This window comes from Pseudoalteromonas sp. SG41-1 (genome assembly GCF_014164575.1).
Lineage (GTDB): Bacteria > Pseudomonadota > Gammaproteobacteria > Enterobacterales > Alteromonadaceae > Pseudoalteromonas > Pseudoalteromonas rhizosphaerae.
Genome location: NZ_JACJFL010000013.1, coordinates 1 through 21,858, shown reverse-complemented (window position 1 = coordinate 21,858; position 21,858 = coordinate 1). Strand labels below are relative to the sequence as shown.

General features: G+C 37.2%; 15 protein-coding genes and 1 pseudogene. 6 read left to right on the top strand and 10 right to left on the bottom strand.

The window, feature by feature from the left end:
• From H5203_RS09845 to H5203_RS09830, 4 genes are all read right to left on the bottom strand, one after another.
• Nucleotides 1-1,470 carry a glycoside hydrolase family 28 protein gene (locus H5203_RS09845; protein WP_145239078.1) on the bottom strand — a complete coding sequence of 490 codons (1,470 nt, stop codon included), beginning with the start codon at nt 1,468-1,470 and terminating at the stop codon, nt 1-3.
• 327 nt (nt 1,471-1,797) lie between these two features.
• Nucleotides 1,798-3,615 (bottom strand): rhamnogalacturonan acetylesterase, encoded by a 1,818-nt coding sequence (locus H5203_RS09840; protein WP_182819672.1) that lies wholly within the window; start codon nt 3,613-3,615, stop codon nt 1,798-1,800.
• Nucleotides 3,616-3,840: 225 nt separating this feature from the next.
• Nucleotides 3,841-6,864 (bottom strand): TonB-dependent receptor, encoded by a 3,024-nt coding sequence (locus H5203_RS09835; protein ID WP_145239072.1) that lies wholly within the window; start codon nt 6,862-6,864, stop codon nt 3,841-3,843.
• Nucleotides 6,865-7,397: 533 nt separating this feature from the next.
• Nucleotides 7,398-10,112 carry a TonB-dependent receptor gene (locus H5203_RS09830; RefSeq protein WP_145239069.1) on the bottom strand — a complete coding sequence of 905 codons (2,715 nt, stop codon included), beginning with the start codon at nt 10,110-10,112 and terminating at the stop codon, nt 7,398-7,400.
• A 423-nt stretch (nt 10,113-10,535) separates the two neighbouring features.
• On the opposite strand from H5203_RS09830, the gene H5203_RS09825 reads away from it, so the two are divergent.
• From H5203_RS09825 to H5203_RS09815, 3 genes are all read left to right on the top strand, one after another.
• A complete protein-coding gene (locus H5203_RS09825; RefSeq protein ID WP_182757802.1) occupies nt 10,536-11,294 on the top strand; it encodes a rhamnogalacturonan acetylesterase in 759 nt (252 codons plus the stop codon).
• Nucleotides 11,295-11,553: 259 nt separating this feature from the next.
• Nucleotides 11,554-12,549, top strand: coding sequence for an LLM class flavin-dependent oxidoreductase (locus H5203_RS09820; RefSeq protein ID WP_182819671.1), 996 nt, complete (start codon nt 11,554-11,556; stop codon nt 12,547-12,549).
• A 239-nt stretch (nt 12,550-12,788) separates the two neighbouring features.
• A complete protein-coding gene (locus H5203_RS09815; RefSeq protein WP_182819670.1) occupies nt 12,789-13,769 on the top strand; it encodes a patatin family protein in 981 nt (326 codons plus the stop codon).
• A gap of 83 nt (nt 13,770-13,852) precedes the next feature.
• On the opposite strand, the gene H5203_RS09810 is transcribed toward H5203_RS09815, so the two are convergent.
• Together H5203_RS09810 and H5203_RS09805 are read right to left on the bottom strand one after the other, a co-directional pair.
• Nucleotides 13,853-14,719, bottom strand: a complete 867-nt coding sequence (locus tag H5203_RS09810) for a DMT family transporter (RefSeq protein ID WP_182819669.1) — start codon at nt 14,717-14,719, stop codon at nt 13,853-13,855.
• A gap of 50 nt (nt 14,720-14,769) precedes the next feature.
• Nucleotides 14,770-15,417, bottom strand: coding sequence for an AraC family transcriptional regulator (locus H5203_RS09805; protein ID WP_259401935.1), 648 nt, complete (start codon nt 15,415-15,417; stop codon nt 14,770-14,772).
• Between the two features lie 296 nt (nt 15,418-15,713).
• On the opposite strand from H5203_RS09805, the gene H5203_RS09800 reads away from it, so the two are divergent.
• The 3 genes and pseudogenes from H5203_RS09800 (at nt 15,714) to H5203_RS09790 (ending at nt 19,497) form a co-directional block, all read left to right on the top strand.
• Nucleotides 15,714-17,120, top strand: a complete 1,407-nt coding sequence (locus tag H5203_RS09800) for a sodium:alanine symporter family protein (protein WP_149980287.1) — start codon at nt 15,714-15,716, stop codon at nt 17,118-17,120.
• Nucleotides 17,121-17,193: 73 nt separating this feature from the next.
• A pseudogene (locus H5203_RS09795) lies at nt 17,194-17,313 on the top strand (patatin-like phospholipase family protein); the annotation flags it as partial.
• Nucleotides 17,314-17,370: 57 nt separating this feature from the next.
• Complete coding sequence (locus tag H5203_RS09790) at nt 17,371-19,497, top strand: recombinase family protein (RefSeq protein WP_182819667.1); 2,127 nt, start codon at nt 17,371-17,373, stop codon at nt 19,495-19,497.
• Here the strand turns inward: H5203_RS09790 and H5203_RS09785 are convergent.
• From H5203_RS09785 to H5203_RS09770, 4 genes are all read right to left on the bottom strand, one after another.
• Nucleotides 19,483-19,920, bottom strand: a complete 438-nt coding sequence (locus H5203_RS09785) for a hypothetical protein (protein WP_182819666.1) — start codon at nt 19,918-19,920, stop codon at nt 19,483-19,485. The two genes, H5203_RS09790 and H5203_RS09785, sit on opposite strands and share 15 nt — an antisense overlap.
• Nucleotides 19,917-20,306 carry a hypothetical protein gene (locus H5203_RS09780; protein ID WP_182819665.1) on the bottom strand — a complete coding sequence of 130 codons (390 nt, stop codon included), beginning with the start codon at nt 20,304-20,306 and terminating at the stop codon, nt 19,917-19,919. The genes H5203_RS09785 and H5203_RS09780 overlap by 4 nt, the downstream gene beginning before the upstream one ends.
• Before the next feature lie 76 nt (nt 20,307-20,382).
• The gene (locus H5203_RS09775; RefSeq protein WP_182819664.1) at nt 20,383-20,733 is read right to left on the bottom strand and encodes a hypothetical protein; all 351 of its coding nucleotides are present in this window, start codon (nt 20,731-20,733) and stop codon (nt 20,383-20,385) included.
• Between the two features lie 12 nt (nt 20,734-20,745).
• Nucleotides 20,746-21,702: a hypothetical protein gene (locus H5203_RS09770; protein WP_182819663.1), complete on the bottom strand. Its 957-nt coding sequence runs from the start codon at nt 21,700-21,702 to the stop codon at nt 20,746-20,748.
• Nucleotides 21,703-21,858 lie beyond the last annotated feature (156 nt).

Below are 21,858 nucleotides of genomic sequence, written 5' to 3'. Positions count from 1 at the left end.
TTATTTTTGTAATTGAGCCATAGTTAACGGCTGTTTGTTTAAAGTGACATTGGTTAAGCTCATGTTATTCACATTAGCAACAATAGAATCATCACCCACTTGGTCAAAATGACAGTCGATAAAATGGATATCGTTCATTGGTGCGCGTGCAAAGCCATTGAGGTAAAAAGCCTTACTCAACACATTTTTACAATGTAGGTTTTCAATTTGAATATCACGAACTGTTGGGTCGAACTGTCCCGCATCGCCTTCTTCATAAAAAAAGTTGATCACAACAGCATTTTTAACCGTGCCAACTTCGATGTTACGTATGCGAATATGCTCGATCAAACCGCCACGTACTGAGTTAGTTTTGATACGAATAGCGCGCTCTAGGTGGGGGCTGTCCATGGTGCAGTTTTGCACAAAGACATTATTTACACCGCCAGATATCTCACTGCCGATCACAACACCACCATGGCCTTCTTTCATATGGCAGTTTTCAATAACAATGTTTTGCGATGCTACCCCAACACGGCGACCATCAGCATTTCGGCCCGATTTGATCGCGATACAATCATCACCGGTATCAAAGACACAGTTTTTAATGTGCACGTGGTCGCAACTTTCTGGATCACAGCCGTCTGAATTAGGACCATGGCTTGAAAAATTCACGTTATCAACCGTAACACTTTGGCATAAAACCGGGTTCACTAACCAAAAAGGTGAGTTTTTAATTGTTACGCCTTCGATTAAAATATTTTTACATTTATACGGTTGAATAAAAGGAGGGCGTAAATAGGCACCAGTACTGTATATACGTTGGCTGACAGGCACACCGGCTTCGGCATCAACCATCAACTGATCACGTGCTTCACGCTGGTGCAATACTTTACCTTGGCTATCTTTAATTAAATCCCAATGGCCTTCCTTGTGTGGTCCCTTCCAAGGCCACCAGGTTTGGTTATCGCCATTTCCTTGCAGTGTTCCTTTACCTGTGATGGCAATGTTTTCTTGTTCATAAGCATAAATCAGTGGTGAGTAGCCCATCATTTCTAAGCCTTCCCAGCGAGTAAATACCTCTGGTAAGTAATGATTAGGATCAGTGCTGAAACTTAATATTGCCTTATCAGCCAAGTGTAAATTTACGTTAGAAAGTAAATGAATGGCACCGGTCAAGTAGGTGCCATTTGGAATGTAGACCTGACCACCTCCTTGTGCGTGGCAGGCTTCAATGGCGTTTTTAATGGCCAGTGTGCAATCATGTTGGCCATTTTCTTTTGCACCAAAGTCTTTAATATTAAATTGCTTAGCAGGGAAGGTTGGGACGACAATCTTAGCTTTTATATGTTCAGCCATTTGCCAATCATCTGCGCTAATTGGTGCGTCAAAAACATTGAGCAAAGGGGCTGACTTACAGCCAACTAAGGTTGCAGTTACCAAAGTGCTAGAAGCTAATGCTTTAAGAAAATAGCGTCGTTGATTATTCATTTTTGTATCCTGCTGCTGTAATTGGAATTATTATAATAGGTTAACATTAGCAGTTATTGCCACCGGTGGCAATGGTGTTTTATTATGAACTTTAAAATAGTGTTAAGTTTATTATTTTATAAAAATTTACTTAGCAGAACATAGCAAAACGCGGTGTTACTTTGTGCAGGAAAAAATAAATGACGCTTGTGAAAAGCAAGTAAGCGAATTAAATAAGAGGGTATAGGGTTGATTACTGCAAGCTCATTAACCTCATCGTGAAGTTAATGAGCTTATTATTGAATTAATTTCTATAAAATGCCGTCATAGTGGTCAGTTTTTATTAACTTAATCACCAGAAAGTCCGGATACTTTCACATCGTATACTGCTAGGTATTTACCTGTTGTATCTGCACCAGCCGCATTGTATGGGTAAATCCGTATATACAGTTTGTTTTCAGCAAGTATTTGTATAGTGACATTATATTCAGTGAGTAACATGGTGTCTTTTGAGAACATAATAGGATCCTCATTTAATGATACAGGGTTACTAAAGTCGCTATTAAATGAGTATTGTATATCTGCTTGTACCGTAGAACCCCCGCTGGTAGTCATCCATGCCGAAATAGTATCGATAGAAAATGTTTGGGTCGCGGCAGTTAGTGAAAACTCTAGATATTTACCAGCATTTTTAGAGACTAAATCAGGACCATAAACCCTAAATCTTGCAACTCCTGTGTCTTGTTCGTTAACAGCAAATGTTTTAACTGAGCCTGTATCTAAATTCACAACACTTGCGTCTTGTGCTGTAATTGGACCATCCGTTATTGCTGCTAATGCCCCTCCTTCAGTAAACCAACGGCTATAAGTGGGGAGACCATTACCAACATCAACACCGTTACCTGAAACATTTACCGTGCCTAAATCAATACCACCAGCAAAAAAACTAATACTATCATTGAAAGATTTTTCAGAGTAAGGAGTGAACTGAACATACATTTTTTCAGTGAATGCACCATTTTCATAAGGAACGGTTAATATTGTTGTCCAGTTAGTTGAATCGGGAGCATCACTTAATAAAAATCCATCAGGTGCGGTTGCCACTAAATTACCCGTGTTAGGGCTTAAATCAAATGCTGATAACGTTAAAGTTTTCACATTAGCGACGCCAATATAACGATCGTTCCATTGCAGTGTTTCAGGACTAGAAATAAAAGAAGTCGCTTCAATAATATAATCAGCTAAGACCTCTTGCTGTTGCAAACTTTTCATGGCTTCTTTTGCTATTAAAGTCGCGAAAAGTACTTGAGGGTGAGTGCTGTCTGCTGAAATGTAGAGTGATTCAGTCGCAGCTTGCTCACCGTACTTTTCAACAATTTCCTTTGTTTGCCCGGTTAAATCAACCATAGGAACGTCTAATAATACCGCGACTTCCTTCATCGCCGCAGGGTAGTTACCGCGTGCAAAAAGCTCTCCAGTGTTAACCGTTTCAAGATTATGTAGTCCTGAGTTTCTGATACTTTCGCCGCTAAAATATTTACGCACAATAGGGCTCATTAAAATGGGCACTGCGCCTAAGTCACGTGCTTCTTTTATATATTTTTTCAGGAATTGATAATAAGAGTGTTCGGTATCAAGGCAATCCTCACCATTGCTACTGCCATTACTACAGTATGCATAAGTGCCAAACTCTTCATAAGCATCCCCTAATTTTTGATCATTATGACCAAATTGAATAATTAGGTAATCACCCGTTTTTATTGTTTCTTTAACTAAGTTCCAAAGACCATCTTCGTAATAAAAACTACGAGAACTTCTGCCACCACGGGCCCAATTTCTAACGGTTGCTTTGTCACTCACGAACATAGGAACCTGTTCACCCCAGCCGGCTTGCGGTTTACGCGATTGGTCGTACTCAGTCATAGTCGAGTCACCAATCATATGAATGGTGATATCAGCAATAGGATCAACTGGATCCTCGGGGTCAACAGGCGGCTCAGGTTCAACAGGTGGCTCAGGATCCACAGGGTCAGTAACCACAGGGTCAGTAACTACAGGGTCAGTAACTATTGGATCTACAATAGTGGAGTCATCTGATGAACCTCCGCATGCACTTAAATAGAAGCATACTAAAAGTATGGATAATTGTTTGAGAAAAATTTTCATGTTTCTAATACCTTATTATTATCAGCGCACTGTTAACTCAAATGGCTATCAAGCATATTTAGTGAGCAATATTTTCAGTTTCTTGTTCTTATCTTTCTGAGTAGGGGCAAACTGAAAGTTTTGTTAAAATCAAACCTATCAGCCTCAACTGAAAACCATCGATGATACAGGGGAGACAATTAGAGAAGGCACAACCTCGTTAAATGAGGTTGTGCTTTTATAAAGTTAGAATGTACCTCTTAAACCCACTAAGAACTGGCGACCTGATGACAGGTTTTCGTAAGGGCGTGGCGTGTAAATATCATTCCACATATCTTGTTTTTCATCTGTTAAATTAACGGCTTCAAATGAAACACTCATTTTATCTGTTAACTTGTAGCGGGCAGAGAAATTAAGCTTCGCCTTTGCATCATAACCACGCACAAAGGTTGATTCATCTTTATATTCGTCTAAATATTGTTTGTTATAGCCACTTCGGTAGTTATAAGAAAAACGAGCCGACCAATCGTCTACTTGATAGTACAAGGTGATGTTGTATGTATTCTTTGATGTTTCTTCTTCTACTAAGTTAAGTTGCGTGCCATAAAATGGGTCTTCTATATCACGTGTATAATCAATATAGGTGTAGTTAGTTTGTAAACCTAAGGCATTAAATGGTTCAGGCAAGAAGGTAAAAGGCTGTTGATAAATAAATTCTGCGCCCCACATGCCTTCAGCATCGGTATTGACAAGTTGCGATACTTGCCAAGTCACAGTGCTAGGATCTGTGTCGCCAAGGTCGATACCAAGTCTATCAAGATCGGCTTGTGATAAAACTTGCTCAGAACTTGCTTTTGTTAAACCCGAAATATTTTTATAAAACAGTGATGTTGCAAGCAGCGATTCTTCAGCAAAGTACCACTCTAAACCAACATCATATTGTTTTGCTTTATAAGGCTTGAGTGACGGGCCTGCACCCATCTTAATTGTCGCTGACGGATCATCAATACTCGGCGTATTAATACTGATTGAAGAACGCAAATCAGATAGTTTTGGGCGAGTAATTGCGTGTGAATAACTAAAGCGACCGACTAAGTCCTCAGTGATATCGTAAGCAAGGTTTAATGATGGCAGCCATTCATCTCCTTCACTCACAGACTCACGCCAACCATAACCTGCAGCATAGTTTGCACCGTCGCCACGTCCCGCAGTGAAACCATCTTTGTAAATATGATCTAAATTTACGATACGACTGGTGTTTTTGTTATCAACATAACGCACACCAACATTACCACGTAGCTCTTTATCAAATATGTAGTTTCTGAAATCTAACTGGACAAATGCTGTAGCAACTTCTTCTTTAATATAATAAGTGCGTCTAAAATCTTCTTTGGCTTGAAAAAAGTTTGCCCCAGCAAAGGCGTTGTACATGGCATTATAATCAGGTGCTAACCAAGTACTACTGTTAAGCGTTGATGAACCAGGAATTGAAGCGTTGTTACCAAAACTTACACCTTGTTTATCTAAAGTGGTATTGAACAAGCTGCCATCAATTTGGGCTGCATCTAGCGATATAACACGCTCTTCTGCTATTGCGCCTGATGTTTTGTTTGTTTCTTTATTGATGTCTTTCCAGTTATTTAAATTATAGTGTTGTTCTGTTTCAAAACTACGCTGACCCACACCAAACTTAACCGTATATTCATCGTTAATCTCGTATGTAAAATCAACTCTAATAGTTTTGTTTTCACTTTCAATTGTTTGCGAGCGATTACGTACTAAACCAGCGGTGTAATTACTTGGATCTGTCATCACCGACGCTATTTCATCTTTACTATAATTCCCGCCAGATGGCTGACCTGCGGCAAATGCAAATGATGGCATATTAGTGTTTAACTCACCGCTACCAATCGCTTGTCCGCCCGGGTTATTAATTAATGATAATGGGTCTATATTACTATCAAAACTATAGGCCACGGTAGATTGATTACTATCTAGGGCAAAGGTGGTCATATTCGGAATGTCTAAATCTGATTTACCCTGGCCTATTAGGAAGTTCATTTTAAAACGATCGTTAATAAACCAATTTCCAGTAAAGCTAACTTGATCAAAAGTTGATTCAGATGAATCCCGTCGTGTCTCTGAGCGAATAATGGAATTTGAATACGCACCTGCGACTATGGTGTTGTTGGCATCGACATAAATGTTTTCAGGGACGATATCTTTTTGATCTCGTAATAATACTTCGTAGTGATATTCTTCAGAATCATTATCCAAGCTTGCATGCAGCACATCTAAGTTGAATGAAAGGTCATCGGTAGGCGCATACTGAAAAGCAATTGTTGCACCAAGACGTTTTTGCTGTTTTGAATACAATGAATAGCGAGGAATTCGCGGTAAATATAGCCCATCTAAATTTTCATTGGTGTAATTCCCGTTTGGCATCAGTAATGTTTTAGGTGCTACGGTAAGATAATTTGAGCCACCTTGACCAACAGGTAAACCATCTTCGACAAAGCTTGGATTGTTTACAGTCCAACGTCCAGTTGAAGAGCCTTCACTTTGTACTGTGCCATCTGAGTATGCAATAGAGGCAAGTACACCAAACTTATTATCCCAGTTATTACTGAGCATAAAAGAAGCACGAGGCGATACATCCTCATCAACATCACTATAACGAGCATTGACATTGTAAGCGCCTTTAAAGCCATCATATTGAAATGGACGCGCCGTTTGTAAGTTTACATTCCCTGATATGCCACCGTCTTCAAGTTCAGCAGAAACGGTTTTATTAATATCTATTTGGGTAAACAGTTCAGATGCGAATACGTTAAAATCAAAAGCACGAGAGGTATTAGAACCACCAGCCGCATCAGTAGCAGCACCAGCAGATGCCGACTCCATGCCATTAATTGTGGTTTTAACGTAACGAGAACCTAGACCACGAATGGTAATTTGACGACCTTCACCCGCATCCTCTTCAATAGAGATACCAGGTACACGCGAAAGTGAGTCAGCAACATTTAAGTCAGGAAATTTACCAATATCTTCAGCAATGATAGTCTCACGTGTACCAACGGCTTCACGCTTAGACATTAAAGCGGCATTGATACTACCGCGAAAACCTTTTACTTCGATCACTTCAAGTTGATCATCAGCAACAGCTTCATCTTGAGGGGCTGCATATGCTAAGCCACTGGTCAATGCGCCACTGAGTATTAAATTGGTCATTAACTTACTAAGTTTAAAATTGTGTGTGCTGGTTGTCATAGTGGTTCCACGTTCTACTTATTGTTATTAAGTTAACATGACTTAAAAGAGAGTGTTTGTCATGTCCTTGTTCTGATTCTTATTGCACCTAACCTCATAATCCATAATGGGAAAAACAACGAGAAAGCAAGTAGCAAAGTGTTTTATGAAATGGCTTGCTACCGGTGGCACAAAATGAAAAATATAGCGTTATTGATGCGAAGTCAAATGAAAAACATAACATTATTCATCATTAATTTACATTTAGAACAGCGTACGAATACCATTCAAGTGCAACATTATCTATAAGTACTATGATTTAACTGATTATTTGCCACCGGTGGCATTGCATTTTAATTATAAATAATGGATGCGCTACTTTAGTCGTATAAAAACAATATAAGAATATTTTTGTTAGTATGTGAGTAATTTTTGATTATCAATTAACAAAGGCAATTAACATTGAGTTGTTGGTATTGTGCGTAAAAAAACAGCTTAATTAAAATGTTAATTAAGCTGTTTACCTTAGGGGAGTTTAAAATTTAAATACTGTTTTACAAGTTGTAGCGTATTCCTAAAAAGAACTGTCGGCCGGTATGATTATATTCACGTGGTAAATCTAAACTGCCATCACCTGTTGTATATAGGCGTTCATACTCGTCGGTAAGGTTAATAGCTTCAAATGTTACAGTGACATTTTCATTAATATTATAAAAAGCAGATAGGTCAAAATGTGTTGGACCAGATGTCGCTTCTTCGGCATTACCATTGTTACCCGTGTAATCTGTGATGTAATTGTCGCGTTTATTTACTGAGGCACGAGCGCCATAGTTTTCTTCTTCATAATACAGGGTAAAGTTATAAGAATTTTTAGAAAGGCCGGTAATTTCACCTGCAGAGACATACGTATAGTTAGACACTAACCCCATATTTTTTAACAACCCAGGTAGGAATGAAAAAGGTTGCTGATAAATAAGTTCAAGCCCTTTGATCACAGTACCTTGTCCATTTACAGGGACGAAATGTGTGTAAGGGGTAGTTCTAGGATCGAGCGCACTTGATGGATCATATTGCGGATCATTATCAATAAAGGGTAAATAAGCAGGATCGACGAGTTTTTCTTCACTATCACTTTTTATAAAAGAGCCAATATCTTTGTAAAACGCTGTTGCTGCTAATAGCGACTCTTCTGCAAAGTACCATTCAACACCAACGTCTGTATTGGTAGAGGTGAAAGGGTCTAAGAATGGGTTACCCGCACTAACAGTGCCGTTTAAATAAGAAAACGATGGATTACCAGGATTGAGTGAACTCAAACTCGGGCGGGTCATGGTTTTAGATAAACCCAGCCTTACAATCACATCATCGGTTGCATCAAGGGCTAAATTTAGCACCGGTAAAACATTGTCATAGCTATTGTCGATTGATACCGCATCAGTTTGAATAAAACCTGTTGATGTGGTTTCAGTTTTTACATAGCGAACACCTGCATTGGTGCGTAGTAGCATATCGGAAATTTCATATTCAAAATTAGTTTCCACATAGGCAGCCATTGTTTCTTCTTCAACTTTCCAGCTTTGTGCACTGCGTGGCACCCACTCTTTAACTAAAAGCTGTGAATTTATTGCATCAAAATCAGCCACTATAAAGGGTGATAACGTGCCGTCATAACCGGTGCCAAAATCATCGTAGGGCATTAACTGAGAAAATCCAGCTGCAGAATCTTGATCAGGAAAACCGTTTATTTGTGATTCATCGTAACTAACCGTTCTGTCGTTATAGGCTATACCGCCTTTGATATTCATCATATCCATCTCGTATGATAAATCAATTTTAGCGGTGTCATTTTCGCGCAGTACATCTGTTGCACGTAAGCGCCCATCGGCTAAATCAAAAGAGTTGGCATCTAGAGTATCGTAATCGTAATTCATCACAGCGGTATTATTGCTGGTGCCAAAATCCATCGATACTCTATGAGGTGCGTTATTAGTCATGTTATAACGATACTGCTCAGAGCGAGCATCCGATTCAGCAGTGCCCACCATAGCGTCTAATCGAAGGTAATCAGATAAATGATATTTAGCTGAGAATACGTATTGTTGAAATTTTGTTTTTGAAATCTGCTGACGGCTTTCTACTCGAGATTTAACCCCGTTAAATGTCGCTGCTTGGATCTGTTTTCCATTTTCAGCCACGGTAATCGATTCAGGGGTAATTTCGCTGAATGTGTTTCTAAACATCTCGAAAAAGTTGTACATAGTACGATCATTATCGAGGGTTGAATGTAATGTATCTAGCGTAAGGACCAGATCATCGTTAGGAGCATATTGTAATGAACCGGTAAAGCCTAAACGGTCTTGTTCATTACCAAAAAAATCAGGGCGAGGCAGACGTGGCGTATATAAGCAGTTCACAGCATCGACTGTTTGACCTTCGAACTCACACTCCCCAGTATTGGGTGTGCCAATAACTTCTGTACTAGAGGTGTCAGCATAAATACCGCCACCATCGAGTACGGGGGTGGTCCAGCGCACAGTCCCAAAGCCTTCTTGGCGCACGGTGCGTTCAGATTTTGCGACAGAGAATAAAGCCCCGATTGTATCATCAGCAAATGTGTTGCTGATCATAAATACCATCCGTGGGTCGACTTCTTCAGTGAGGTCGTTATAACCGGCTTGCGCAGACGCAGCAACATGAAAGCCTGTTGTGTCAAAAGGACGTGCAGAATACATATCAACAGTACCCGCTATACCTCCTTCTTCAGTTGCAGCTGTGGGCGTTTTTTGGATATCAACACGATTAAATAGTTCGGATGCAAATATATTAAAATCAAATGCACGGCCACCATTTACGCCGCCACCAGAGTCAGTGCCATCGGTACTTGCAGGTACTTCCATACCGTTTAAAGTAGTACGTGTAAATGCAGGACCTAAACCACGTAAGGTAATTTGCCTACCTTCACCACCTTCACGGGAAATTGCCACACCAGGAATACGTTGTAATGATTCGGCGATATTCAGATCAGGAAATTTACCAATATCTTCAGCAGCGATAGATTCTGTGGTATTTACTTCAAAACGTTTAGTTGCTAACGATTTATTTAATGATGATCTAAATCCTGTTACTTGAATTAACTCTATGTCATTTTGGGCTTTAGTTTCTGTTTGTGGTTGTTCATCGGCTGCGATTGCATACGATGTTGTGCCCAGTAATAAGGCACTAACAATGCAGTTAAGTGGCTTGAGAACGAACTTATTTGCAGTCTTCATTGTGTGTTCCTTTTTTATGCTGTTGATTTGAGTTTTTATTTTTATTACTTTATTTAGCCAGTAAAATATAAGTCTATGATTTAAGTTCATAAAAATATAATTTGAAACGGTAGCAATATCAGGGAAATATATTTGCTACCGGTGGCACCCAAGTCAAGCTATATCTAAAAAAGCATATTGTCAAACCTAAGAAATTACATTTTTTATGTTTTATTTACATTTATTTGGCAGTAAATGCACATTAAGTCTTGGTTTAATTTTATTCAGCACCATGATTTAACTTGTTATTTGCCACCGGTGGCAGTTGGTGGTATGTTTATAACGACAACCACAATTAAGTAAAATTATTTTTTCACTCAATTACAAAAGATAATTTTATAAAGAGCTAAACTGATTTTTTAAAAACAATAAAGAGCGAGTAGAATGGGAAAATTAATAGCAGCAATATTTATCATGGTGAGTTTTTCAAGTATGTCAGCAACTACTAAAGTTCAGCTTTTTATGGCAGGGGATTCAACCATGTCAATTAAAGAAGTGAAGGATTACCCTGAAACAGGTTGGGGAATGCCCTTTAGTATCTTTTTTAATGACAGCATCGACGTTAAAAATCGTGCTAAAAATGGTCGTAGTACACGTACCTTTATCAGTGAAGGCTTGTGGGCGGGCATTATAAATGAACTTAATAAAGATGATTTTGTGATCATTCAATTTGGTCATAACGATCAGTCAAAACAGAAAGTAGACCGCTACACTACACCAGAGCAATATAAGCAAAACCTAGTTAATTTTATTGCTGAAGTAAGAGCAAAGCAGGCACAGCCATTACTGATGACCCCGGTAACGCGTCGTTATTTTGATGAAAAAGGTCAGATCAAGGACACCCATCCTATTTACGCTGATATAGTAAGAGATGTAGCTAAACAGACAGGGGTCGATTTTATTGACATGGAACGAGTGACCCAACAGTATTTCCAAAAGCTTGGTGGGATCAACTCACGCTTACGTTTTATGCATATAGCACCTAACTTACATCCAAATTACCCTATGGGCGTAGAAGACAATACCCATTTCAATGAACTTGGTGCTCGAGAAGTTGCTCAATTAGTATTAACTGAAATGAAAAAAATAAATCACCCACTCGTTAAACAATTACGCATACCTGATCCAAAACATTTAAAATAAAAGTAATTATCTATAAATGTTTCGGTTAAGCATGATGTAGCTAATAACGTATGTAGTTTATTTAGTGTAGTGTTATTGCATTGGATGGATGTAAATACATTCAATGCAATAACTTTTGTGCACTTAGCTTAATCGACTGGATTAATTGATTAGCTAAAATTAATGATTGAATTACCCCCCCAACAGACCCATTAATGTAATGATGGTTAAATTATTTTGATTATCTTTATCACTTAATTAAAGGCAATGAGGAGTACGCATGTCTGGGTTATCTGCAATACCGTTTTCTTTACTTGAGCTTAGCCCAATGAAAGAAGGTGCCACCGTCTCAAGTACTCTTGCAAATAGTGTCGCTTATGCACAAAAAGCTGATGAACTCGGTTTTAACCGATTTTGGATGGCTGAACATCATAATATGCCGGGAATTGTCTGCGCGGCAACCTCTGTATTAATTGGCCACATAGCAGGGCAAACTAAAACTATACGAGTGGGTGCTGGTGGCGTTATGTTACCAAATCACCCGCCACTGATTGTTGCAGAGCAATACGGCACGTTAGAGAGTTTATACCCAGGGCGTATTGATTTAGGTTTAGGTCGCGCACCAGGTAGCGATCATATAACCAGCCGTGCTCTGCGCCGGGATGAACGACGCGCTGAAAACTTTGCCGATGAAGTTACTGAACTGCAAACTTTATTAGGCCCTTACGATGGTAGTCACCCTGTTCGCGCTATTCCTGGCGAGAATACCAATGTACCTATTTGGTTACTTGGTTCCAGTTTATATAGTGCGCAACTAGCTGCTAAAAAAGGCCTCCCTTATGTGTTTGCTGGCCACTTTGCACCGCGTTTTGTTTATGATGCAATCGCTTTATACCGCCGTGAATTTCAACCTTCTGATGTGTTAGACAAACCGTATGTAATGCTTGGCTTACCGATTGTTGCAGCAGATAGCGATGAACATGCACAGTTTTTAGCAACCACGTCAAAACAGCGTATCTTAGCACTGTTACGTGGTGATCCTTTATGGCTAAAAGCTCCCGTTAAAAGCATGGCTGGATTATGGAATGAGCAAGAGCAGGCTCAAGTTGAAAACTTTTTAGGATTATCTGTGGTAGGGAGTCCTGTGACCATTGCTCATAAGCTAAATATGATAGTCAAAGAGCTTGGTGTCGATGAGTTCATTTTTACCAATGATCTTTACCAAAGTAGCGACCGTCATCACGCGTTGGAGATTTTACGGTCAATAAAAGCATAACCTCTGAAAATTAAGCTAAGGTACACTTAACTCCCGTTACAATACAGAAACTAGCTAATACACAAAGTTTACTAGTTTCTGAACTCTACTTAAAAGTGCAAAACACAGCACTAATCTTATTTAAGCTTGCGTTCTGTTTTTATAATCAATTCGATTTATATAATCAATTTTAACGTTTGATTTAAACACATTAAAATGAAGGTATAAACCAGTAAATTAATTACAAAGGAAGGCATATTTTGAAACCTCAAGACCCCAAAATCACAAATACTTTCGATAAAACAGCATTGATCGCGGAAGGTGGTGGGCAACGAGGGATCTTCACCGCAGGTGTACTCGATGCATGGCTTGAACATGAATATGACCCATTCGATTTATTTATTGGTACTTCAGCAGGTTCACAAAACCTTACTAGCTATTTAGCTCGCCAAAAAGGGTATGCCAAACGCTTAATAAGAGGGCTTTCGCGTCACAAACGATTTTTTCAATTAGGCCGTGGTTTAGTTGGTAAACATATAGTCGACTTAGACTGGTACTTTGATAAAACTACCGAAGTTAACAGAGCACTTGATTTTAAAACTGCAAAAGCAAGCTTGGGTGAACGACAGTTACTTATTACCGCCACTAATGCCCGTGATCGAAAACCTTATTTTTTATCACCAACCGGTGAAGGCCAGCAATGGCGAGATCTATTGAAAGCGTCAAGTGCACTGCCATTTTTATATAAACAAGGTGTAAAACTCACGCCATGGTTAAATGCATTAGCTGCTAATGAAATAGATAAAACCGACGTACACGCTGAGTCAGACTTTTACCTAGATGGTGGCCTTGCTGCGCCACTACCAGTGCGCGAAGCCTACAATCGTGGTGCACGTAAAATTGTGGTGATCCGCACAGTTGATCAAGACTTTCAAGCGCAATCGGCATGGGTGAACAAGTTAAAAGCGTTTGTTTGTGCATCAGGATATTGCCCAAAAACCTTAGATTACTTATTACAACACGAACAAGCGTATGAGGATGAGTTAGCATTTATTGCCAATCCTCCGAAAGATGTAGAAATAATACAAATTTTTGCAAACCAAAAGCTTTCGAGCAAATTACTTGGTAGTTCAACCAGTGATCTACGTCATGATTATAAATTAGGTTTATTGGCAGGTAATAACTATTTTACTGAGCAATACCCAGCAAACAATACCCACCCTGTTGCTGTGGCTAACTAATTGGTGTTGATGAATTTATTCCGATCAGTTGTATGTGAGTTGGATAAGTATCCGGTGTTGTTAGTTTGTAATTAATAAGCGAGTCATAAATGGCTCGCATTAACGCTCCGAGGCCTGCATTTATAATTACTGATCGCTGCGCCAATTAAAACAAATGCCAATGCAATTAAAATTGCCCATGAAAAATGTATTTGTTGAGCCATAACCAGTAACACGGTAGAAAGTAACGGTGTTAAAAAACTCAAAGAGGCAAGTAACGTTTTATTACCTCTTTTTAAAGCGATGTCCCATAAGTAAAATGCGCCACCGACAGGTCCTAACCCTAACAAAAAAATACCTACAGTCTGCGTTAATGAAAAACGCGTGACTGTTTGTTCAAAATATATATGTGCCAATAAGGCCAAAATAGCTACATAAAGAGAAAGCCAACCAATATCATCAACGTGATTATCAAAGCGAGTCATGAACAATGAATAACTCGACCATAATAGCGCACAACTCGCAGCAAATAGGTAGCCTAAAAAGTACTGGCTATTGATAGTAAAACCACTGCCATCACTAATTAAAAACACGATCCCTATAAAACTAACCAGCCCGCCTATAATCGCATTTATTTTGTTTTCAGACCGTGCGACAAAAACACCCAATAACAATGGCCATAAATATACAATCAGGCTAACTTCAATCAATGGTGCATATTTAAGTGCCATAAAATAACAAAAATGAAAACCAAATAAGCCAACTATACCAATAATTGTTTGCGCCTTACCAAGTGTCGGCAGAGCTAACAAAGGCTGCTTGGTAACAAGCCGTTTAATAAACAGCAATAAGAACGACACAAAGAAGCACATAAATAGTAATTGAAAAGCCGGTAATGCTTTAGTTAAATTACCCAACAGTGCTAATGCACCCCATAAAAAAATAGCTAATACGCCGAAAATTGTAGACATAGCAAACATTTAATTAAAAATTAATTGATAAAGGTAGTTTATCAATTTTACTATCTAACACTGTGCTTAAAAGGCGATATTGTTGACGTTAAAGCTGCTTTTTTAAGTCTCGTGGGGGATTGTTTGAAGTAGCAAGTGAAGGCGCGACTAAAAGCTGATGGGTCGTTATAACCAACCTGTTCACCAATGACTGCTATAGGTAAATCAGAGTAACAAAGTAAGGAACGCGCATGTTCCATTCTTAATTGCGTGTGATGTTTAACCGGGCTGGTGTGCATACATTGCTTAAAAACCGCTTTGAATTGAGTAACACTTAAATATGCAACCGCTGCCATATCATTCAATGTATAGTCTATCGATAAATCTTTTTTTATTAATAACAAAACGTTATTTATCCGCGGATCAATAGTCGCATTGGTAGTTTGTTGCCTGAGTAACACCAAAAATAAATTAAAACATAACGCTGCTTCATCTATGTTAGTTACACCTTGCAACTGCTTTTGGGTAAAACTTAGATAGCTCATTAATTTATCGTCAATACTGAAACAGGGGGCATTCATCGTCGTTAAGTTATTTGGGAGCTCTAATAAATCGGCCACTATAAAACGTGCATTTTCATCTGATTTAAACGCATGTAGAGTATTTTTAGGGATCACAACACATTGACCAACACCAACAGGCGCCGCGAAATTATTCATTTCAAGTTCTATATAGCCACAAAGTGGTAAAACAAGTTGGTGATAGTGGTGCTGGTGGCTGTGGATTTTTCGTGTGTAGTATCGAATCGATAAGCTATTCATCTATTAAATTTAATAATTGCTACTGACAAACAATCATGAAGGGAGTTGTAGGGTGTTGTAAATAACTTTTTGTTATTTTAATACACTCAATACTTGCTAATTTATAACAGCACGATAAAGTATTGCTAACTAAATATTCTTAAATTCAGCATATGTATTCTACTTCGTGTTGAAAAATAATAACAAGGGCAAACATGTTTGATTTAATCGTAGGCAGTATAAATAACCTGCTTTGGGGTGAAGGACAAATACTGATCTACATTTTACTGTTTACAGGTATTTGGTTTTCAGTACGCTTAAAACTGATTCAAATTTTTAAATTTAAACACATGTTCAGCCTTCTCAAAGGCAGTAGCAAATGCAATAAAAACGACATTAGTTCGTTTCAAGCACTGTGCACCGGATTAAGTGCGCGGGTTGGAACTGGTAATTTAGCAGGTGTTGCTGTTGCGATATCATTAGGAGGCAGTGGCGCCATATTTTGGATGTGGGTGATTGCCATACTGGGCATGGCGACTGGTTTTGCAGAAAGCGTACTTGGCCAAGTGTATAAAGTACGCGATAGCCAAGGCGAATTTAGAGGTGGCCCCGCTTATTATATTCAACAAGGAATAGGCAGCCGTAGTCTCGCTATCGCGTTTGCGTTGTGTTTGTTCTTAGGTTATGGCTTTACTTTTAGCGCGATGCAAACCAACACCATTACTGATGCGCTTAATTTCGCTTTTGAAATTCCAACCTTATATTCAGGCATAGTCATAACTCTGCTTGCAGGCTCTATTATACTCGGTGGCTTTAAAGCTATTGCCCGCTTTGCTGAGCGAGTAGTGCCGGTGATGGGCATTGTATTTGTACTGGCAGCTGTGATTATTACCTTGATTAACTTCACCCAAGTACCTGCTATGTTGAAGGATATATTCTTATCTGCTTTTGGGCTGCAAGAAGCCGGTGCAGGCGCAATGGGCGCGGCAATCAAAAACGGTATTCAACGTGGCTTGTATTCAAACGAGGCTGGCGCAGGCAGTGTACCGCATGCATCAGCAAGTGCGTCACCCATTCCAAATCACCCAGTAACGCAAGGGTATATTCAAATGCTTGGGGTGTTTTTTGATACTATAGTATTGTGTAGTTGTACCGCTGTGATTATCTTATTGGCTGATATTGATATCAGTGGTGAGATGGCAGGCATTCGCTTAACACAAGCGGCAATGACCGCACATTTAGCACAAGGGGGCGTGTACTTTGTAGCAGCAGCCATTACTTTATTTGCCTTTACCTCGGTAGTGGCTAATTACGCTTACGCCGAAAGTAACCTACATTTATTTAAGCTCGATAATAAAGTAGGGCGCGGCATTTACACATTTTTATATCTATCAATGATGATGTGGGGGGCGTCTGCCACATTAAAAGAAGTATGGGATTTAGCCGATATTGCTCTTGGCTTGATGACAGTTGTCAATGTAATTGCCATAATACTGCTCACCCCGACTATTTTAAATGTCACAGACGATTATAATAGGCAACGAGCTGAAGGTATTGAGCCTGAATTTAATGCAAAAAATGTGCTCATTCAAGGTAAAACCGAGCAGGGTATTTGGCACTAAACATGACTATTGTCGCGAGGTTTTTTGCATAAGTATTCACCTTACTGGTTGTTGAAAATGATTAAGTATTTTTATGATTGATATATATGCAGGTAAAACTGCGGCAAAAATAATTACAGAACAAGGTTTTAAACCCGACCTTTTTAATGCCTTTTTAGGTGCATCCGGTGGCCCTAAATGGTTCGTTCTCTTTTGCCATACACCGAAATAGTCTATACTTCACCAAAAGTCAGGTAAGTAGAGAGCCACAATGAAGAAAATGGAAGAGTTTTCGAAAACTAAACCACCTGTTGTTAGTTATATAAGATGGTCAACGGGTGGTCAAAAGTTAGGTGATAGTGAAAAGCGTCAGTTAGAAAAATCGAGAGAATGGCTGAAAAAAAACGGCTATGAAATTGACGAAGAAATTGTACTTGAAGATAGTGGTCTTTCAGGTTTCCACGAAGAAAACTTTGGTGAAAATTCAGCCTTAACCAAGTTCATAGCGAAGGTAAAAGCAGGGGTATTTCCAAGGGGTACAAAGTTAATCATTGAAGACTTTTCACGCTTCAGTAGGGCAGAAGTAATGATAGCCCAAGCTAAGTTTATTGAGCTATTAGAAATAGGCATAAATATAGTTATCGTTAAAGACGAAAGAGAGTATTCAAAAGATAACTATAAGACGATGGACATTATATATTCATTGTTAAAAATGGAAGCCGCTCACGATGAGTCAAAAAGGAAAAGTGAATATCTTCACAGCGTGTGGAAAAGCAAGGTAAATCAAGTAAAAGAAACAGCCGAACAAGACAAAGAAAAATACCCTGTTTATATTACAAGTAATTGCCCCGACTGGTTAATAAAAGTTAAGTTAGATAAATACGATAAACAAAAATATTATGAAGTGATCGAAGAAAGAAAAAAGATTATTGAATATATATTTTATCTTGCTGATAAAGGTGGTGATGACGGGCTTGGTTTAGGCTCTACCACTATTGTTAGACAACTCAATAAAGAAGGAATACAACCATTCAAAGGTGAAAAACAAAATATTGCTGGTAATGGTACATTTACCGATAGTTATATATTGAGATTGTTAAATGATAAACGTGTCATAGGTTATTACCAACCACACAATAACCCTATAAATAAAAAAACAGGTAAGCGTCAACATATACCTTATGGCGACCCTATACCTAACTACTTCCCTCCTATCATAAGTGAAGAAATATTCAATCGCGTTCAACAAAAGAAAGAACAAAGAAAAGTTTATCAGTCAGGAAAGGTAAGCCAGAAGTTTACTAACCTGTTTACAAAAATAGTGAAGTGTTCTTATTGTGGCGCACCAATGACACTATTTAGAAAACGTGGTTCTAAGGCTGAAAATTTTATTTGTTATTATTTACAGTGTAGTGAAGGAACAAAGTTACAAAATAAAGAACACTGTGGTAATAAGTCAGTGAGGTATCACGATACTTTTGAAAAAACTATTATGACGATATTAAAAGAAATCAATATCGCTTCATTATTCAAAAGTAAGGATGACAAATACACACAGCAAGAATTAAGTCTAAGAAACAGGTCTTATGACATATCAGTTGAAATTGAAGAAAAAATTAAACTACTTAAAAATATTACTAAATTATTAGTTCAAGATCCTGATGATGACTATATCAAGCAAGAAAGAAATGAAATGCTTGAAGAGAAGCGACAGCTTGAATTAAAAGTCGAAGACATTAATCAACAACTGGTATCATTACGTAATAGTCATAGTTATGATAACTTTAAAGATAACTTAGATTTTGTGTTGAAGACGGTCAATCCTAATGATGAAGTTGAGACATATAATAAACGCAGAGCTATCAACACATATTTAATGGACGTTATACAATATATAGCGGTTGACGGTGTTAATAAACAATCATGGATTGTATTTGATCTTGGTTTTGTTAAAGACGAATTATCAAAAGCTTTTCAACGAGGGCAAGATTATTTAGCTAACGCAACACGAGACGAAAACGGACAAATAATAGATCACACTCATATTCCTGATGATGATGAGTTAAGGGCGTTTGGTACTAATGCGATTAGTCCACATATCAAAGTAAAACACAATCGTTATAAGGTTACTGAGCCTGATAGTCATGATAAGATTATATTGCGTGAAGCATTCGACATAGCACCACCTGAATTAATCCGTATTAATAAAAAAGTTGATAAAGCCGTTAATAGAACGTGGAAACACTTACGTAGAAAACATTATCGTGTATTAGATATGAAAGCCTATGAAGAGCTACAAGAGAGCTTAATTAACTTTGACGCTTTATCAACAATGGTTGATGATGAAGAGGTTGAAAGAATGATTAGAGAAGAGAATGAGCGATTAAATAAGTCCTAAGTCAGTTAAATCTTGATACAGTCTTTTCAAAAACATCATGTGAGCTTTACCGTTTTCAAGGTGTTTACGACAAGTAGATATTGTGTCTTGTAAGTCAACTAATTTAATAGCTTGTTTCACTTTATATGACACTAAACTATACAAGGTATTAAAGCGATTATAGTGATTATGTCGCTTTAACTTGTTATCAATAGCATCGAGTAGACAGCTTTTAAGATAATCAAATAACTTGTTATAGCTTTCTTTAATAGCACGTTTATCGACATATACAACGTCTACTTCACCTGAAAGAAACTTCATTTTCTGTGTAGATATGTATTTTGTGCCTTGCGTCTTATCACAGCCTTTAAGAAAGTTGATATAACTTTCCTTACTTTCCAATTCTAATAGTTTGTAATATTCATCGACTATATGACTACTCATGACAATTCCTTCACCAAATGATACTTTTTAACTTGCGCTAAATAGTACTGAGCCAGCTTTTTGTTAACTTTATTGTCAGTGTTTAACGCTTTCAATAACTCTTCTAATAATGCTTTACGTTGATTATAATGACCTTTCATTGTTTTGTTTTTATATAAGCAAGTCATAGCGTAATCACCATTACCTGTTATCAGTGATAATTCACCTTTAACTCTTCTAATACAGTAATCATTAATGTAGTTATAAATGAAACGTTTGCTTTTACGGGAAGAAAGATCGTCAAGATTATGATTAAACACTAACTTATTTGTTAATGTCAGTATGATAAAAAACTCATTTAACTCGCAAAATTCAATCAATAGTTGTGGTATGTCTAACTCTTCCAATGTTGTTTTCTCCCTTATATATAGTAGGTGATAACACATTTTTTATTTTTTTAAAGCATACCAACAAAATTATTTGCTATTGTTTTTCGTACCATTCAATAAACTCATCTGTGAGCTTAACGATTAAGCTATCATCATTACTAATTTTCAAACTTGAAAACAAAGGTATTAAATCTTTTCGTTGTTTGATATAAAAATTTGTCAAAAATAAGCCATATTCATAAATTTCAAAAACCGCTTGATCGTCCAACAAGTCCTTTTTTGATAAAATTAATAATTCTTCTGTATCAATTTCAATAAAACTTTTATTAGTAATAGCTATATCAATTCTATGAAAAATCATATCAGTTAATTTAGGTATATCTCTACCTTCAGTATTTTCGATAAAATTTTTTAATACTTTATTTTTTGTTCTTCTATTTTTCATTTTTTTCTCCTATTAATTGTTAAATACTTCTTCAAAAAAATCACTATCAGTTAAATCATCACCTAACTCAATTCCATCAGGTATATCAAAGTCAAGACTATCGTTTTCAATTGTTTCACTATTCTTGAATGTTAACCACGCAGAGTTTTTTATATCTCCGCTTATTTCATAGTCTTTAATTAATTCGAGTTTTTGTAAATGCGAAAGGGCATCGACAATCTTTTTCTTTGTATAGCTGTTAGTTTGTTCTCTTACGTTTATCAATGACTTAATTCTCTTAAAGCTAAATGGTTTTTTCAAATCATGAGAAAGTAAAAAACAGTAAAGACACATTGCTGTTTCATTTTTTATTTTGAAAAACTTATCAAAATTAATAAACGTTTTGTCTTGATAAACATTATTGTTTTTACTAATGAATTTTTGTTCGGCAATTGAAAACAAATTGTCATTCTCAATAAAGTTATTTTTAGCAAGTATCATTTTTATTGATTTAGAAAACTCAATTATAAAATTATTATTGTTGTCAAACTTGCCGCCTGTTATTAATGATTTTATTGTAGGGTTTTCATCGCCTATATCGTAGAATACGATTTTAAGATCCATAATTCTCATAAATGATTTATATAATGAAGCTTTGTTATTCTTATTTAAGCATTGAAATTCAAACCAGCTTAATATATCTCTTTTGCTAATCTTCATACTACATTTACTTAAATCTTCCATTTCATATAGCTTTTTTATAATTAGCGCAAAGAAAGGAAAATCAGTTCTATAATTCATTTCATAGCCAAGAAGCATATAAGGTATGTTTTTATACGTTTTTATCTTAGCTTTTACATAGTCTTCATTCTCAACAAGACCTTCGGGTTTATTATTAGTGATTAGGCGTTGCTTGACGTTTTTACCGATAGGAAAAAAAACCACACCATTTATAAATAGATTAAAAATAGGTACTGTACTTCTAAGCATTGTTCACCCCTTCATATTTAATTGTCATATTATTCATTTTAATACTCCTTTTATATCGTTATATAATTTATTTATATAATGTCAATAGTTAGGTCGAAACATTTTATAAAATATGTTTTATTTTTATCTAATTTTAGGGAACATAATTTACAATAT

Excerpts from the sequence above, each read along its gene's own strand:
- H5203_RS09835 (WP_145239072.1), bottom strand. The coding sequence starts at position 6,864 with ATGACAACCAGCACACACAATTTTAAACTTAGTAAGTTAATGACCAAT.
- H5203_RS09830 (WP_145239069.1), bottom strand. The coding sequence starts at position 10,112 with ATGAAGACTGCAAATAAGTTCGTTCTCAAGCCACTTAACTGCATTGTT.
- H5203_RS09845 (WP_145239078.1), bottom strand. The coding sequence starts at position 1,470 with ATGAATAATCAACGACGCTATTTTCTTAAAGCATTAGCTTCTAGCACT.
- H5203_RS09840 (WP_182819672.1), bottom strand. The coding sequence starts at position 3,615 with ATGAAAATTTTTCTCAAACAATTATCCATACTTTTAGTATGCTTCTAT.
- H5203_RS09785 (WP_182819666.1), bottom strand. The coding sequence starts at position 19,920 with ATGAGTAGTCATATAGTCGATGAATATTACAAACTATTAGAATTGGAA.
- H5203_RS09825 (WP_182757802.1), top strand. The coding sequence starts at position 10,536 with ATGGGAAAATTAATAGCAGCAATATTTATCATGGTGAGTTTTTCAAGT.
- H5203_RS09805 (WP_259401935.1), bottom strand. The coding sequence starts at position 15,417 with ATGAATAATTTCGCGGCGCCTGTTGGTGTTGGTCAATGTGTTGTGATC.
- H5203_RS09810 (WP_182819669.1), bottom strand. The coding sequence starts at position 14,719 with ATGTCTACAATTTTCGGCGTATTAGCTATTTTTTTATGGGGTGCATTA.
- H5203_RS09790 (WP_182819667.1), top strand. The coding sequence starts at position 17,371 with ATGAAGAAAATGGAAGAGTTTTCGAAAACTAAACCACCTGTTGTTAGT.
- H5203_RS09800 (WP_149980287.1), top strand. The coding sequence starts at position 15,714 with ATGTTTGATTTAATCGTAGGCAGTATAAATAACCTGCTTTGGGGTGAA.
- H5203_RS09820 (WP_182819671.1), top strand. The coding sequence starts at position 11,554 with ATGTCTGGGTTATCTGCAATACCGTTTTCTTTACTTGAGCTTAGCCCA.
- H5203_RS09775 (WP_182819664.1), bottom strand. The coding sequence starts at position 20,733 with ATGAAAAATAGAAGAACAAAAAATAAAGTATTAAAAAATTTTATCGAA.
- H5203_RS09770 (WP_182819663.1), bottom strand. The coding sequence starts at position 21,702 with ATGCTTAGAAGTACAGTACCTATTTTTAATCTATTTATAAATGGTGTG.